The sequence below is a fragment of the Streptomyces sp. NPDC101194 genome (assembly GCF_044767885.1).
In the GTDB taxonomy this organism is placed as follows: domain Bacteria; phylum Actinomycetota; class Actinomycetes; order Streptomycetales; family Streptomycetaceae; genus Streptomyces.
Genome location: NZ_JBIWOS010000002.1, coordinates 560,383 through 573,760 on the forward strand (window position 1 = coordinate 560,383; position 13,378 = coordinate 573,760).

Annotated in this window: 15 protein-coding genes; 13 read left to right on the forward strand and 2 right to left on the reverse strand. The window is 73.0% G+C overall.

Annotation, left to right across the window (positions count from 1 at the left end; genetic code table 11):
- The first annotated feature begins 13 nt into the window (after positions 1 to 13).
- The 8 genes from glmS to ACIRP2_RS09350 all read left to right on the forward strand — a co-directional run bounded on the left by glmS (position 14) and on the right by ACIRP2_RS09350 (position 7,641).
- On the forward strand, positions 14 to 1,861 hold the full coding sequence (gene glmS, locus ACIRP2_RS09315) for a glutamine--fructose-6-phosphate transaminase (isomerizing) (protein WP_404248087.1): 1,848 nt from the start codon (positions 14 to 16) through the stop codon (positions 1,859 to 1,861).
- A gap of 20 nt (positions 1,862 to 1,881) precedes the next feature.
- On the forward strand, positions 1,882 to 2,250 hold the full coding sequence (locus tag ACIRP2_RS09320; RefSeq protein ID WP_351077969.1) for a holo-ACP synthase: 369 nt from the start codon (positions 1,882 to 1,884) through the stop codon (positions 2,248 to 2,250).
- 4 nt (positions 2,251 to 2,254) lie between these two features.
- Positions 2,255 to 3,709: an NAD(P)H-hydrate dehydratase gene (locus tag ACIRP2_RS09325; protein ID WP_404248089.1), complete on the forward strand. Its 1,455-nt coding sequence runs from the start codon at positions 2,255 to 2,257 to the stop codon at positions 3,707 to 3,709.
- Between the two features lie 70 nt (positions 3,710 to 3,779).
- A complete protein-coding gene (locus tag ACIRP2_RS09330) occupies positions 3,780 to 4,178 on the forward strand; it encodes a DUF488 domain-containing protein (protein WP_404248091.1) in 399 nt (132 codons plus the stop codon).
- A gap of 97 nt (positions 4,179 to 4,275) precedes the next feature.
- Entirely contained in the window at positions 4,276 to 5,430 is a 1,155-nt protein-coding gene (alr, locus tag ACIRP2_RS09335; RefSeq protein WP_404248093.1) for an alanine racemase, read from the forward strand.
- 93 nt (positions 5,431 to 5,523) lie between these two features.
- Complete coding sequence (locus tag ACIRP2_RS09340; RefSeq protein WP_404248095.1) at positions 5,524 to 6,783, forward strand: alpha/beta fold hydrolase; 1,260 nt, start codon at positions 5,524 to 5,526, stop codon at positions 6,781 to 6,783.
- Positions 6,752 to 7,282 (forward strand): tRNA (adenosine(37)-N6)-threonylcarbamoyltransferase complex ATPase subunit type 1 TsaE, encoded by a 531-nt coding sequence (gene tsaE, locus ACIRP2_RS09345; RefSeq protein WP_404248097.1) that lies wholly within the window; start codon positions 6,752 to 6,754, stop codon positions 7,280 to 7,282. The genes ACIRP2_RS09340 and tsaE overlap by 32 nt, the downstream gene beginning before the upstream one ends.
- A 131-nt stretch (positions 7,283 to 7,413) precedes the next feature.
- A complete protein-coding gene (locus ACIRP2_RS09350; protein WP_404248099.1) occupies positions 7,414 to 7,641 on the forward strand; it encodes a hypothetical protein in 228 nt (75 codons plus the stop codon).
- Between the two features lie 9 nt (positions 7,642 to 7,650).
- On the opposite strand, the gene ACIRP2_RS09355 is transcribed toward ACIRP2_RS09350, so the two are convergent.
- Positions 7,651 to 8,220 (reverse strand): hypothetical protein, encoded by a 570-nt coding sequence (locus tag ACIRP2_RS09355; RefSeq protein WP_404248101.1) that lies wholly within the window; start codon positions 8,218 to 8,220, stop codon positions 7,651 to 7,653.
- 146 nt (positions 8,221 to 8,366) lie between these two features.
- Here ACIRP2_RS09355 and tsaB point away from each other — a divergent pair, with 146 nt between their 5' ends.
- Genes tsaB through ACIRP2_RS09375 form a run of 4 tightly spaced genes read left to right on the forward strand, consistent with a single transcriptional unit; the run spans position 8,367 to position 10,904 of the window.
- Positions 8,367 to 9,029 carry a tRNA (adenosine(37)-N6)-threonylcarbamoyltransferase complex dimerization subunit type 1 TsaB gene (gene tsaB, locus ACIRP2_RS09360; protein WP_404248103.1) on the forward strand — a complete coding sequence of 221 codons (663 nt, stop codon included), beginning with the start codon at positions 8,367 to 8,369 and terminating at the stop codon, positions 9,027 to 9,029.
- Positions 9,026 to 9,529, forward strand: a complete 504-nt coding sequence (rimI, locus tag ACIRP2_RS09365; RefSeq protein WP_404248105.1) for a ribosomal protein S18-alanine N-acetyltransferase — start codon at positions 9,026 to 9,028, stop codon at positions 9,527 to 9,529. The genes tsaB and rimI overlap by 4 nt, the downstream gene beginning before the upstream one ends.
- Complete coding sequence (tsaD, locus tag ACIRP2_RS09370) at positions 9,529 to 10,629, forward strand: tRNA (adenosine(37)-N6)-threonylcarbamoyltransferase complex transferase subunit TsaD (protein ID WP_404248107.1); 1,101 nt, start codon at positions 9,529 to 9,531, stop codon at positions 10,627 to 10,629. Before rimI ends, tsaD begins: the two co-directional genes overlap by 1 nt.
- Positions 10,626 to 10,904, forward strand: coding sequence for a hypothetical protein (locus ACIRP2_RS09375; RefSeq protein ID WP_404248109.1), 279 nt, complete (start codon positions 10,626 to 10,628; stop codon positions 10,902 to 10,904). The genes tsaD and ACIRP2_RS09375 overlap by 4 nt, the downstream gene beginning before the upstream one ends.
- Positions 10,905 to 11,030: 126 nt before the next feature.
- Here ACIRP2_RS09375 and ACIRP2_RS09380 read toward each other — a convergent pair whose 3' ends face one another.
- The gene (locus ACIRP2_RS09380; protein ID WP_404249416.1) at positions 11,031 to 11,720 is read right to left on the reverse strand and encodes a TetR/AcrR family transcriptional regulator; all 690 of its coding nucleotides are present in this window, start codon (positions 11,718 to 11,720) and stop codon (positions 11,031 to 11,033) included.
- Positions 11,721 to 11,939: 219 nt separating this feature from the next.
- Here ACIRP2_RS09380 and ACIRP2_RS09385 point away from each other — a divergent pair, with 219 nt between their 5' ends.
- Complete coding sequence (locus ACIRP2_RS09385; RefSeq protein WP_404249418.1) at positions 11,940 to 13,364, forward strand: MFS transporter; 1,425 nt, start codon at positions 11,940 to 11,942, stop codon at positions 13,362 to 13,364.
- Positions 13,365 to 13,378 lie beyond the last annotated feature (14 nt).

Consider the following 13,378-nt stretch of genomic DNA (forward strand, 5'->3'; position numbering starts at 1 on the left):
GGAAGGGAACGGTATGTGCGGAATCGTGGGATACGTCGGTGGGCAGTCGGCGCAGGACGTCGTCGTCGCGGGCCTGAAGCGCCTCGAATACCGGGGCTACGACTCGGCCGGCATCTCCGTCCTCGCGGACGGCGGTCTGGCCGCCGCGAAGAAGGCGGGCAAGCTCGTCAATCTGGAGAAGACGCTGGCCGAGGCGCCGCTCCCGGCCGGGACCACCGGCATCGGCCACACCCGCTGGGCCACCCACGGCGCCCCCACCGATGCCAACGCCCACCCGCACCTCGACAACGCCGGCCGCGTCGCCGTCGTGCACAACGGGATCATCGAGAACTTCGCCGTGCTGCGCGCCGAACTCGCCGAGCGCGGCCACGATCTGGCCTCCGAGACCGACACCGAGGTCGTCGCCCACCTCCTCGCCGAGGCGTTCTCGTCCTGCGCGGACCTGGCGGAGGCGATGCGCCAGGTGTGCCGGCGCCTCGAAGGCGCCTTCACCCTGGTGGCCGTGCACGCGGACGCGCCCGACGCGGTGGTCGGGGCCCGGCGCAACTCGCCGCTCGTGGTCGGGGTGGGGGAGGGCGAGTCGTTCCTGGCCTCCGACGTGGCCGCGTTCATCGCACACACCCGCTCCGCGATCGAGCTGGGACAGGACCAGGTGGTGGAGCTGCGGCGGGAGGGCGTCACCGTCACCGACTTCGACGGGCGGCCCGCCGACGTCCGCGAGTACCACGTGGACTGGGACGTCTCCGCCGCCGAGAAGGGCGGCCACGACTACTTCATGCTCAAGGAGATCGCCGAACAGCCCAAGGCGGTCGCCGACACCCTCCTCGGGCGGATCGACGGCGCGGGCAGGCTCCACCTCGACGAGGTGCGGATCACCCCCCGCGAGCTCCGCGAGGTCGACAAGGTCGTGATCGTCGCCTGCGGCACCGCGTTCCACGCCGGGATGATCGCCAAGTACGCCATCGAGCACTGGACCCGCGTTCCCTGCGAGACCGAGCTGGCCAGCGAGTTCCGCTACCGCGACCCGATCCTCGACCACCGCACCCTCGTCGTCGCGATCTCCCAGTCCGGCGAGACCATGGACACCCTGATGGCCCTGCGGCACGCCCGCGAACAGGGCGCGAAGGTCCTGGCCATCTGCAACACGAACGGCTCCACCATCCCGAGGGAGTCCGACGCCGTGCTCTACACGCACGCGGGGCCCGAGGTCGCCGTCGCCTCCACCAAGGCCTTCCTCACCCAGCTCGTCGCCTGCTACCTCGTCGCCCTGTACCTCGGCCAGCTCCGCGGCACGAAGTGGGGCGACGAGATCCGGACCGTCATCCGCCAGCTCTCCGAGATCTCCGGGGCGGTCGAACGGGTCCTGGAGACCATGGAGCCCGTTCGCGCGCTGGCCCGTTCCCTCGCCGACCACGACACCGTGCTCTTCCTGGGCCGCCACGTCGGCTATCCCGTGGCCCTGGAAGGCGCGTTGAAGCTCAAGGAACTCGCGTACATGCACGCCGAGGGGTTCGCCGCGGGCGAGCTCAAGCACGGGCCGATCGCGCTCATCGAGGACGATCTGCCCGTGGTCGTGATCGTGCCCTCGCCGCGCGGCCGGTCGGTGCTGCACGACAAGATCGTGTCGAACATCCAGGAGATCCGGGCCCGCGGCGCCCGCACCGTCGTCATCGCCGAGGAGGGCGACGAGGCGGTCGTGCCGTACGCCGACCACCTCATCAGGATTCCCGTTACGCCTACGCTGCTTCAGCCGCTGGTGTCGACCGTGCCGCTGCAGGTCTTCGCCTGCGAGCTGGCGACGGCCCGCGGCAACGACGTGGACCAGCCGCGCAATCTGGCGAAGTCCGTGACCGTGGAGTAGCGAGCAGTGAAGGAACACGCGTGATCATCGGGGTCGGGATCGATGTGGCCGAGATCGAACGGTTCGACGCGGCGATGGAGCGTACGCCGCACCTGGCCGACCGGCTCTTCGTGGAGAGCGAGCTGCTGCTGCCCAGCGGCGAGCGGCGCGGTATCGCCTCGCTCGCCGTGCGGTTCGCCGCCAAGGAGGCTCTCGCGAAGGCACTCGGCGCGCCGGGCGGTCTGCTCTGGACGGACGCCGAGGTGTACGTCGAGGACAGCGGACAGCCCCGGCTGCGGGTCAGCGGCACCGTCGCCGCTCGCGCGGCCGAACTGGGCGTACGGAACTGGCACGTGTCGCTCAGCCATGACGCGGGGGTGGCGTCGGCCGTGGTGATCGCGGAGGGTTGAGCACATGCGTACCGCGTACAGCGTTCAGACCGTACGGGCCGCCGAGCGCGCCCTGATGGACCGGCTCCCCGAGGGCGCCCTGATGCAGCGTGCCGCGGCGGGCCTCGCGGCGGCCTGCGCCGATGTGCTGCGCCGACGCGGACGGGTGTACGGGGCCCGGGTGGTCCTGCTCGTCGGCAGTGGTGACAACGGGGGCGACGCGCTGTACGCGGGTGCCCGACTGGCCCGCCGCGGCGCGGGCGTGCGCGCCGTGCTCACCTCGCCCGGCCGCGCCCACGAGGGCGGGCTCGCGGCGCTGCTGGCGGCGGGCGGGCGCGTGGCGGAGAGCGCGACGAGCGCCTGGGGCGGGCACATCGATCTCGTCGTGGACGGGATCACCGGCATCGGCGGGCGGGGCGGGCTGCGCCCGGACGCCGCCGCGCTGGTGCGGGCCTTCGAGGCGACCGGCGCGGCCTTCGTGGCCGTCGACCTGCCCAGCGGGGTCGAGGCCGGCTCCGGCGAGGTGCTCGGCGAGGCGGTGCGGGCCGACGCCACCGTCACCTTCGGCACGTACAAGCCGGGGCTGCTCGTCGACCCGGCCGCCGGCCTGGCGGGCGCGCTGCACCTGGTCGACATCGGGCTCGGGCCGGAGCTGCCGGACGTACCCGACCTGGAGGCGCTGCAGTACGCGGACGTCGCCGCGCTCCTGCCGGTGCCCGCGAGCGAGAGCGACAAGTACCGGCGGGGCGTCGTGGGCGTCGTCGCCGGGTCGGCGCGGTATCCGGGGGCGGCGGTGCTGGCCGTCTCGGGGGCGCTGCGGGGCGGCGCGGGGGCCGTGCGGTACGTCGGTCCGGGCGCGGACGCGGTGATCGCCCGCCATCCGGAGACGCTGGTCCACGAGGGCCCGCCGTCGAAGGCGGGGCGGGTGCAGGCATGGGTCGTCGGGCCGGGGCTCGGTGACGGCGCGGAGGCCGTCGAGGCGGTCCGCGACGTGCTGGAGACGGATGTTCCGGTGCTCGTCGACGCGGACGGGCTGCGGCTGCTCGACGCCGCCGCCGTACGCGCGCGCACCGCGCCGACCGTCCTCACCCCGCATGCCGGTGAGGCGGCGGCCCTGCTGGGCGTCCCGCGCGGGGAGGTCGAGGCGGGGCGGCTCGCCGCCGTACGGGAACTGGCCGCCCGCCACCGCGCCACGGTCCTGCTCAAGGGATCGACGACCCTGGTCGCCACCGACACCGCGCACACCCCCGTACGGGTCAACGCGACCGGCACCTCCTGGCTGGCCACGGCCGGCAGCGGCGACGTCCTCTCCGGCCTGACGGGCTCCCTGCTGGCGGCGGGCCTCGCCCCGCGCGACGCCGCGTCGGTCGGCGCGTATCTGCACGGCCTGGCCGCCCGCCACGCCGCGGACGGCGCCCCCGTCGCCGCGCAGGACGTCGCGGAGGCGATCCCGGCGGCATGGCGGGACGTACGGGCCTGAGTGATCCTGGGCGCAGAGAGCGCCGGGCAGCAGCGGGCGACGGCGGGCGGACGCCGACAGGAGGCCGATCGTGGGCACCAGCAAGGGCAGCGGTACCGACGTGCGCGTACGCCGGGTGTACGACCCGCAGGAGGACGGCGACGGCACCCGGGTCCTCATCGACCGGCTCTGGCCGCGCGGCGTGGCCAAGGACCGGGCCGGGATCGACAGGTGGCTCAAGGACGTCACCCCGTCGACCGAGCTCCGTGCCTGGTACCACGAGGACCGCACCGGCACCCGCTACGACGAGTTCGCCGACCGCTACCGCGCCGAACTGGCCGACCCCGTCCACACGGCGGCCGTCGACGAGCTGGTGGAACTGGTCCGCGAGGGCGGCCCGGTGACGCTCGTCACGGCGGTCAAGGACGTACCGCACAGCCATGTCCCGGTTCTCGTCGATCATCTGGAACACGAGCTGCGCCGGCACTGAGATGGCCCCCCGCGGTACAGCGGACGCCGCTGGTGGCGGCCCCTGCCCGACCCGCCGCCCGCAGGGCCTGCCGTACGCCTCTGAGAGACTGGGCGCGATGAACGAGACAGCGTCCTTGAGAGCCCGTGCCGAGATCGACCTCGCCGCATTGCGCGCCAATGTGCGTGAACTGCGCGCGCGGGCGGCCGGTGCGCACCTCATGGCCGTCGTCAAATCCGACGCGTACGGGCACGGAGCGGTGCCCTGCGCCCGCGCCGCGCTGGAGGCCGGGGCGACCTGGCTGGGCACCGCGACGCCGCAGGAGGCGCTCGCGCTGCGGGCCGCCGGCCTCGGCGGCCGGGTGATGTGCTGGCTGTGGACGCCGGGCGGCCCCTGGCGCGAGGCGATCGAGGCCGACATCGACGTGTCGGTGAGCGGGATGTGGGCCCTGCGCGAGGTCGTCGCCGCGGCCACGGAGGCGGGCATCCCGGCCCGTGTCCAGCTCAAGGCCGACACCGGCCTCGGACGCAACGGCTGTCAGCCCGCCGACTGGCCCGAGCTGGTCGCCGCCGCCCGCGCCGCCGAGGACGCGGGCACGGTCAGGATCACCGGCCTCTGGTCCCACTTCGCCTGCGCCGACGAGCCGGGCCACCCCTCCATCGCCGCTCAGCTGAACGTGTTCCGCGACATGGTCGCGTACGCGGAGAAGGAGGGCGTCGACCCCGAGGTGCGCCACATGGCCAATTCCCCGGCGACGCTGACGATCCCCGAGGCGCACTTCGATCTGGTACGGACCGGGATCGCGATGTACGGCATCTCGCCCAGCCCCGAGCTCGGCACCCCGGCCGACTTCGGACTGCGTCCCGTGATGACGCTCGTCGCGTCGATCGCCCTGGTCAAGCAGGTGCCGGCCGGTCACGGGATCAGCTACGGACATCACTACACCACCTCCGCCGAGACGACCCTGGGCCTGGTGCCGGTCGGCTACGCGGACGGCATCCCGCGCCATGCCTCCGGCCGCGCGCCCGTCCTGGTCGGTGGAGTGTGGCGGCGGATCGCGGGGCGGGTGGCCATGGACCAGTTCGTCGTCGACCTCGACGGGGACGAGGTCGAGGTGGGCAGCGAGGCGGTGCTCTTCGGCCCCGGGGACCGGGGCGAGCCGAGCGCCGAGGACTGGGCGCAGGCCGCCGACACGATCGCGTACGAGATCGTGACCCGGATCGGCACCCGTGTGCCGCGCGTCCATCTGCATGGCACCCCGGCCGAGTCCTGACCGATCAAGCGCCCCTGACCAGGCACGATCTGAGCACGACTGGAACAGACCAGCCCTGACCTGACGGATACGACCGACGAGGAGCGCGGCACGGTGAGCGAGATCAGCGCGGGGGACGCGGTGACGGACGCCGCCACGGCGGTCGGCTGGCGCCGGGCGGGGTTCGCCGGGGCCGCCATAGGTGTGATCGCGGCCGGAGCAGCCGCGGGCGTCGCGGTCGAGCGGCTGACCGTGGGGCGGGGCATGCGCAGGAGGGCCAGGCTGGCGCTGGACGCCTCGGGGCCGTACGGCTCGCTGCGCGGGCTGCCCGGCCGGGCCACGGCCGACGACGGCACCGAGCTGTACTACGAGATCGACGAGGTCGAGCCGGACGGCGGTGCGGGGACCGGTCCGGGCGGCGAGAGCACGACCGCCACCGGGGTCGGTACGCGCCGCCGTCGGCTCTTCGGCCGCAAGGCGCCCGCACCCGTCACCGTGGTCTTCAGCCACGGCTACTGCCTCAACCAGGACTCCTGGCACTTCCAGCGGGCGGCGCTGCGCGGTCTGGTCCGTACCGTCCACTGGGACCAGCGCAGCCACGGCCGCTCCGAGCGGGGCCGGGCCCAGGCGGACGGGGTGACGGTCGGCATCGACCAGCTCGGCCGGGATCTGAAGGCGGTCATCGACGCGGCCGCCCCGGAAGGGCGGCTGGTGCTGGTCGGGCACTCGATGGGCGGCATGACGATGATGGCGCTCGCCGAGCAGTACCCCCAGCTCATCCGGGACCGGGTCGCCTCCGTGGCCTTCGTCGGCACATCGAGCGGCAAGCTGGGCGAGGTCAGTTTCGGGCTGCCGATCGCGGGTGTGAACGCGGTGCGAAGGGTGCTGCCCGGGGTGCTCAGGGCGCTCGGCTCCCAGGCCGAACTGGTGGAGCGGGGCCGACGGGCGACCGCCGATCTCTTCGCCGGCCTGATCAAGCGGTACTCGTTCGGCTCGCGGGACGTGGACCCGGCGGTCGAACGGTTCGCCGAGCGGCTCATCGAGTCCACCCCGATCGATGTGGTCGCCGAGTTCTACCCGGCCTTCACCGAACACGACAAGAGCCACGTCCTGCCCGCCTTCCGCGACCTCCCGGTGCTGATCCTGGCGGGCGACAAGGACCTGGTGACGCCCAGCTCGCACAGCGAGGCCATCGCGGACCAGCTCCCGGAGGCGGAGCTGGTCATCGTCCCGGACGCCGGTCATCTGGTGATGCTGGAACACCCGGAGACGGTGACGGACCGGCTGGCGGACCTGCTGGTACGCGTCGGAGCGGTGCCGGCAGCGGCTAACGTTGGCGGGCATGGAAGCACCGCACAACAGCCTGACGGCTGAGCCAGACGAAGGCGCCGCGCCGGGCACCGTCACCGTGCGCCTGGCCGTCGAATCCCCCGAACAGATGCAGGCCCTCGGCCGCCGGATCGCGGCTGTCCTGCGCCCCGGCGACCTCGTGATGCTCAGCGGTGAGCTCGGCGCCGGGAAGACGACGCTGACCCGGGGGCTCGGCGAGGGCCTCGGGGTGCGTGGCGCCGTGACCTCGCCCACCTTCGTGATCGCCCGTGTCCATCCGTCGCTGACCGGCGGTCCCGCGCTGGTCCACGTCGACGCGTACCGCCTGAGCGGCGGGCTCGACGAGATGGAGGACCTGGACCTCGACGTGTCGCTGCCGGAGTCGGTGGTCGTCGTGGAGTGGGGCGACGGCAAGGTCGAGGAGCTCTCGGACGACCGGCTGCAGGTGGTGATCCACCGCGCGGTCGGTGACACGGACGACGAACGGCGCGAGGTGACGCTGGTCGGGATCGGGGCCCGCTGGGCGGGGCTGGGCGAGGTCTGAGCGCGGGACGCGCTTTCCGACAGTGTGTCGGCACATTGTTGCGCCGGGCGGGGCGGGCGTGGTCACATGGATGGTGAGAGCGGGTTAGGTCTACCTAACCATGCCTTCCGCCGGAGCCCCAGGAGGCATCCATGACGACGCCCGCCGACCGTGAAGTGCCGCCGCCGCCATCGATGAGAGACCTGCTGTCGGCCTGCGCCGCGGCCACGGCGGTCTCGACCCCGCCCGCGCCGTCCGCGGACCAGGACACCGCCCTTCCCGCGGATGACGCGGAAACGGAAACGGACGCGGAAACGGAAAAGGAAACGGACCCCGACGCGGAACCGGTCGAATCCGCCCAGGGGCGCCGGGCCGGCTGAACCCGCGGGTTACGGGACGACGACCACCGTCGTGCGTACGGCCGCGAAGTCCCACAGCGCGTCCCCGTCGGCCCGGGACATCCGCACGCCGCCCGTCTTCAGCGACGGGTCCGGGCTCTCCATCGAGCCGTCCAGTGCCGCGCTGAATCCCACGGAAACGCCGTCCACCATCGCGAACCGCACCACGTGCTCGATCATCACGCCGTCCGAGCCCTTGGTGGGCGGCCCCTGGCGCGGCGTACCCACCTGGTACGTCCCGGGCTTCGGGTTCAGCGCGCTCGGCATGACCGCGAAGGTCCGGGTCACCTTCCCGGCCTCGTCGACGAGCCACACCCGGCGGTCCTTCAGGGCGTACACCACGCGCTTGCCGGTACCGGAGCCGGCCGGGAGCGCGGGCGGAGCCTTCTTCTCGTCCTTCGGCTTGTCATGGCCGGCGGCAGGGGCGCTGCTGGAGACCTTCGGCTTGGGCGCGGCGACGGAATCGGGGGCGTTCGCCGATGCCTGGTAGGCCAGGAAACCGACCACGGCGAGAGCCGCCGCGGTGAGCCCGGCCACGATTCCCGAGCTGCCCCTAGCCACCGTGCGCGCCCCTTTCGCTTCCGTATGTAGTACAAGCGTTTACGTCGTACTCGCGTGTACACGGTGACGGTAGCAGCCGGTGCCGGTCGTACCGGGACGCCGTACGGGACGCCGTGCCCCCGTCGCAGGAGCCGTAGGCTGTTTGCGTGCTCTTGCTCGCCGTGGATACCGCCACCCCCGCCGTCACCGTCGCCCTTCACGACGGGAACTCCGTCGTCGCCGAGTCCGGTCAGGTCGACGCCCGAAGGCACGGGGAGCTGCTGCTGCCCGCCGTCGACCGGGTCCTCGCCGAGGCCGGGGTGAAACTCGACGCCGTGACGGACGTGGTCGTGGGTGTCGGCCCCGGCCCGTACACCGGGCTGCGGGTCGGCCTGGTCACGGCCGCGACCTTCGGCTCCGCCCTCTCCGTGCCCGTGCACGGGCTGTGCACCCTCGACGGTCTCGCGTACGCCGCCGGGCGGGACGGCCTGGAAGGCCCCTTCGCCGTCGCGACGGACGCCCGCCGCAAGGAGGTGTACTGGGCGAGATACGAGGACTTCCGTACGCGTGCCACGGAGCCCGCCGTCGACCGGCCCGCCGACATCGCCGAGCGGCTCGCCGGACTTCCCGTCGTCGGCGCGGGCGCCGTGCTGTACCCGGAGGCGTTCCCGGACGCCCGGGGCCCGGAGCACGTCAGTGCCGGCGCGCTGGCAGCCCTCGCCGCCGAGCGCCTGGCCGCGGGCGCGGAACTGCTGCCGCCGCAGCCGCTCTACCTCCGCAGGCCCGACGCCCAGGTTCCGAAGAACTACAAGGTGGTCACCCCCAAGTGACGAGCACGACTGCCGTACTGCGCGAGATGCGCTGGTGGGACATCGATCCGGTGCTGGAGCTCGAACAGGAGCTGTTCCCGGACGACGCCTGGTCGGCCGGCATGTTCTGGTCCGAGCTGGCGCACTCCCGCGGCGCGCGGGCCACCCGCCGCTACGTCGTCGCCGAGGATCCCGTGACCGGCCGGATCGTCGGCTACGCCGGGCTCGCCGCGGCCGGTGACCTCGCCGACGTACAGACCATCGGTGTCACCCGTGACCACTGGGGCGGCGGCCTCGGCTCCGAACTCCTCAGCGATCTGCTGAAGCACGCCACGGCCTTCGAGTGCGCCGAGGTGCTCCTCGAAGTCCGCGTCGACAACACCCGGGCGCAGAAGCTGTACGAACGCTTCGGCTTCGAACCGATCGGCTTCCGCCGCGGCTACTACCAGCCGGGAAACATCGACGCACTCGTCATGCGCCTGACGGTGCAAGAGCCCGTACAAGAGACAGAGACTGACTGATGGCTGACGAACCGCTCGTACTCGGCATCGAGACCTCCTGCGACGAGACCGGCGTCGGCATCGTCCGCGGTACGACGCTGCTGGCGGACGCCGTGGCGTCCAGCGTCGACACGCACGCCCGCTTCGGCGGTGTCGTCCCGGAGATCGCCTCCCGGGCCCACCTGGAGGCGATGGTCCCCACCATCGAGCGCGCCCTGAAGCAGGCCGGGATCAGCGCCCGCGACCTCGACGGCATCTCCGTCACCGCGGGCCCCGGACTCGCGGGCGCGCTGCTCGTCGGTGTCTCGGCCGCCAAGGCGTACGCGTACGCGCTGAACAAGCCGCTCTACGGGGTGAACCACCTCGCCTCGCACATCTGCGTCGACCAGCTGGAGCACGGTCCGCTGCCCGAGCCGACGATGGCGCTGCTGGTCAGTGGCGGCCACTCCTCGCTGCTCCTCGCACCGGACATCACCAACGACGTACGGCCGCTGGGCGCGACCATCGACGACGCGGCGGGCGAGGCCTTCGACAAGATCGCCCGGGTGCTGGATCTCGGCTTCCCCGGCGGTCCGGTCATCGACCGGCTGGCGAGGGAGGGCGACCCGAAGGCGATCGCGTTCCCGCGCGGTCTGAGCGGCTCGCGCGATCCCGCGTACGACTTCTCCTTCTCCGGTCTGAAGACCTCGGTGGCCCGCTGGATCGAGGCCAAGCGGGCGGCGGGCGAGGAGGTGCCGGTGAGGGACGTGGCGGCGTCCTTCCAGGAGGCCGTCGTGGACGTGCTCACCCGCAAGGCGGTCCGGGCCTGCAAGGACGAGGGCGTCGACCACCTGATGATCGGCGGCGGCGTCGCGGCCAACTCGCGGCTGCGGGCGCTGGCGGAGGAGCGGTGCGAGCGGGCCGGCATCCGGCTGAGGGTGCCGCGGCCGGGGCTGTGCACGGACAACGGGGCGATGGTCGCGGCGCTGGGCGCGGAGATGGTGGCCCGGGGCAGGCCGGCCTCGGACCTGGAGCTGTCCGCGGACTCGTCGCTGCCGGTGACCGACACCCACGTCCCCGGTGCCCACGCGCACGACCACGACCACGTGCACGAGATCAGCAAGGACAACCTGTACTCATGAGCGGCACGGGCGGTACGACCGTCGCGCTGATGTGGGAGGCCCGCGCCGTCGACGGCAGGGGCCCCGAACTCCTGGAGTGGGCGCGCGCCCGCGCGGCCGAGCTGGCCCGCGAGCCGCTGCGGCGCGAGCTGTTGCGCGCCCCGCAGGACCGGGTCCTGGTCATCACCTGGTGGGCGGCGGACTACGGTGACGAGCTGCCCGAACTCCCCGAACCGGCTGCCGAGTTGATCACCCGTCCGGTGCACCGCTGGCGCTTCGAGTCCCTGGGGTCGTAGAGGCTGCGGACGGGGGAGCACCCGGGGCGGGGCCGCCCCTGGGGTCCTTCGTCCGGCCGGCGGGGAAGATCCTGGGTCACGGGGCGCCCCCCGGGCATGGGGATTTCCTCGGTCGTGGGAAGTCCGTCAGCCCTGGGACGTTTCTCGGCTGATCAGCCCCTCGATGATCGCGTCGAGCTCCTCGGCCGTCTCGCTGTCGGCGGTGTACTCGCGCCACCGGTCCTTGACCGCCGCGAGCCGGGGCAGCGCGGCCGCGTCCTCCTCGGTGATCATCTCGGGGAAGTACCGTCCGCGCGACGGGTTCTCCGCCCGGCGTTCGGTCGCCCTGCGGAAGACCAGGTCGCCGTAGACATAGCTCCGGATCACCCGGTACGCGCGTACCGACCGGGCGGGGGAGAGGCCGCAGGCGAGCGCGGAGTCGATGATCTCCTCCACCATCCACAGCGCGTCCTTGTCGGCGAGCTCGCCGAGCGCCAGGATGTCCAGCACCCAGGGGATCCGCCCCAGGATCTCGTGCATGTGCACCGCCACCGCGAGCAGTCGCTCGCGCGGGTCCTCGGGCAGTTCGGGGCGCGGGAAGGCGGCCGCGGTGCCCGACAGGGTGAGCATCAGCAGCTCGTCCTTGTCCTGCACGTAGTGGTAGAGCGCCATCGGTGTGGAACCGAGCTCCTTCGCCACCCGCCGCATGCTCAGGGCGTCCAGGCCCTCTTCCTGGATGATGCGGCGCGCGGTGGCGACCATCGCGTCCGGGTCGAGCCTGCGCGGCCGCCCGACAGGGCGTTTCGCCGCCGCCCGCTTCCCGGTCGCGCCCGGCACCTCGGCCGCACTCGGCGGCTCGGCCGCGCCCGGCGTCTTCGCTCCTGGCGTCTTCTCTGTCCCCGACACCCCGGCATTGTCCCTCGTCCCTTGCGGTGACCCATTTCTATACGCGTATAGTAATGGGCCGGACGAACGGCCGCGAGGGAAGGGGAAGACGTGAACGACCGGTTACAGCAAGCGCGTTGGCTGTTGGTGGTGGCTCTCACCGTGCAGTTCATGGTGGCGTTGGACATGTCCGTGGTGAACGTCGCGCTGTCGGACGTGCGCCGCGACCTCGGCTTCACTCCGGAGGGGCTCCTCTGGGTGGTGAACGCCTACGCGCTGGCGTTCGGCGGGCTGTTGATGCTCGGCGGACGTCTCGCCGACCTGATCGGCAGCAGCAGGGTCCTGACGGCCGGCCTGGCGCTGTTCGGGGCGGCGAGTCTGGCCGGAGGACTGGCGTGGTCGCCCGGCGGGCTGATCGCCGCCCGTGCGGCGCAGGGGATCGGGGCGGCCGCGCTCGCCCCGGTCGCCTTCGCCCTGATCGCCCAGACCTTCCCGGCCGGGCCCGCCCGTTCCCGCGCCCTGGGGCTGTGGGGCATGGCGGGCGCGGCGGGGGGTGCGGTCGGCGTGCTCGCCGGCGGAGTGCTCACCGATGTGCTGAGCTGGCGGGCGGTGATGCTGGTGAATGTGCCGATCGTGGTGTTCGCGCTGGTGGGAGCCGTACGCGTCGGCCCGGGGCACCGCCCCGCGAGAACCCGGGCCCGGCTCGACGTGGTGGGAGCGCTGCTGGCCACCACCGGTACGACACTGCTGGTCCTCGGCCTCGTGCGCACCTCGACCCACTCATGGGGGTCGCTCCCCACGCTCGGCACGCTCGGTGCGGCCGTGCTCCTGCTGGCCGCCTTCGCCGCCGTCGAGCTGCGGGTCGCCACCCCGCTGCTGCGTCCCGGTCTGCTGAGGGGACGCCCGGTCCTGGCCGCGAATCTCTTCTGCCTGCTGCTGAGCTCGGGGCAGTTCGCCGCGTTCTACTTCGTCTCGCTCTACCTGCAGCAGGTGCTCGGCCGGGAACCGACGGCCGCCGGTGCCGCCTTCCTGCCGTTCACGGCGGGCGTCGTCGCGGGCTCGGTCGTCGCCACCCGTACCGTCGCGACGCTCGGTACCCGGCGGCTGCTGGCGGCGGGCGGTGGCCTCGCCGCGCTCGGCCTCGCCGGGTTCGCCGCGACGGCGCGGGCGGACGGCGGCTTCCTGTACTCGATCCTCGGCCCGTCCCTGGTCTGCAGCGTCGGCATCGGGATGTGCTTCGTGCCGCTCGGCACCGCGGCCACGACCGATGTCGCGCCCGACGAGGCGGGGATGGCCTCCGGGCTGCTGAACAGCTCCCGCCAGGTGGGCGGCTCGCTGGGGCTCGCGGTTCTGGTCACCGTCGCCGCGCAGGTCACCGGTGACGGGGGCCGGCCGGCCGATCTGGCGGCGGGGTACGCGGCGGCGTTCTGGGTCTGTGCCGGGCTGCTCGCGCTCGCGGTGCTGGTGGCCCTGGTGCTGCTCCCGGCACCGGAACGGACCGCCGCGGCGGCTGCCCCGGTGGCCGCTCCGGAAGATTCTCAGAAGAATTCCGTGGGAGCTGTCGATCCGGGTGTCTCCCGTTCGACGCAAGGGTGAGAGGCGGGGAAGGA

Bases quoted from the DNA above. Each gene is read 5' to 3' on its own strand.
- tsaD (WP_404248107.1), top strand. From the start codon at position 9,529: ATGGCTGACGAACCGCTCGTACTCGGCATCGAGACCTCCTGCGACGAG.
- ACIRP2_RS09385 (WP_404249418.1), top strand. From the start codon at position 11,940: ATGGTGGCGTTGGACATGTCCGTGGTGAACGTCGCGCTGTCGGACGTG.
- ACIRP2_RS09350 (WP_404248099.1), top strand. From the start codon at position 7,414: ATGACGACGCCCGCCGACCGTGAAGTGCCGCCGCCGCCATCGATGAGA.
- ACIRP2_RS09375 (WP_404248109.1), top strand. From the start codon at position 10,626: ATGAGCGGCACGGGCGGTACGACCGTCGCGCTGATGTGGGAGGCCCGC.
- alr (WP_404248093.1), top strand. From the start codon at position 4,276: ATGAACGAGACAGCGTCCTTGAGAGCCCGTGCCGAGATCGACCTCGCC.
- glmS (WP_404248087.1), top strand. From the start codon at position 14: ATGTGCGGAATCGTGGGATACGTCGGTGGGCAGTCGGCGCAGGACGTC.
- tsaE (WP_404248097.1), top strand. From the start codon at position 6,752: ATGGAAGCACCGCACAACAGCCTGACGGCTGAGCCAGACGAAGGCGCC.
- ACIRP2_RS09325 (WP_404248089.1), top strand. From the start codon at position 2,255: ATGCGTACCGCGTACAGCGTTCAGACCGTACGGGCCGCCGAGCGCGCC.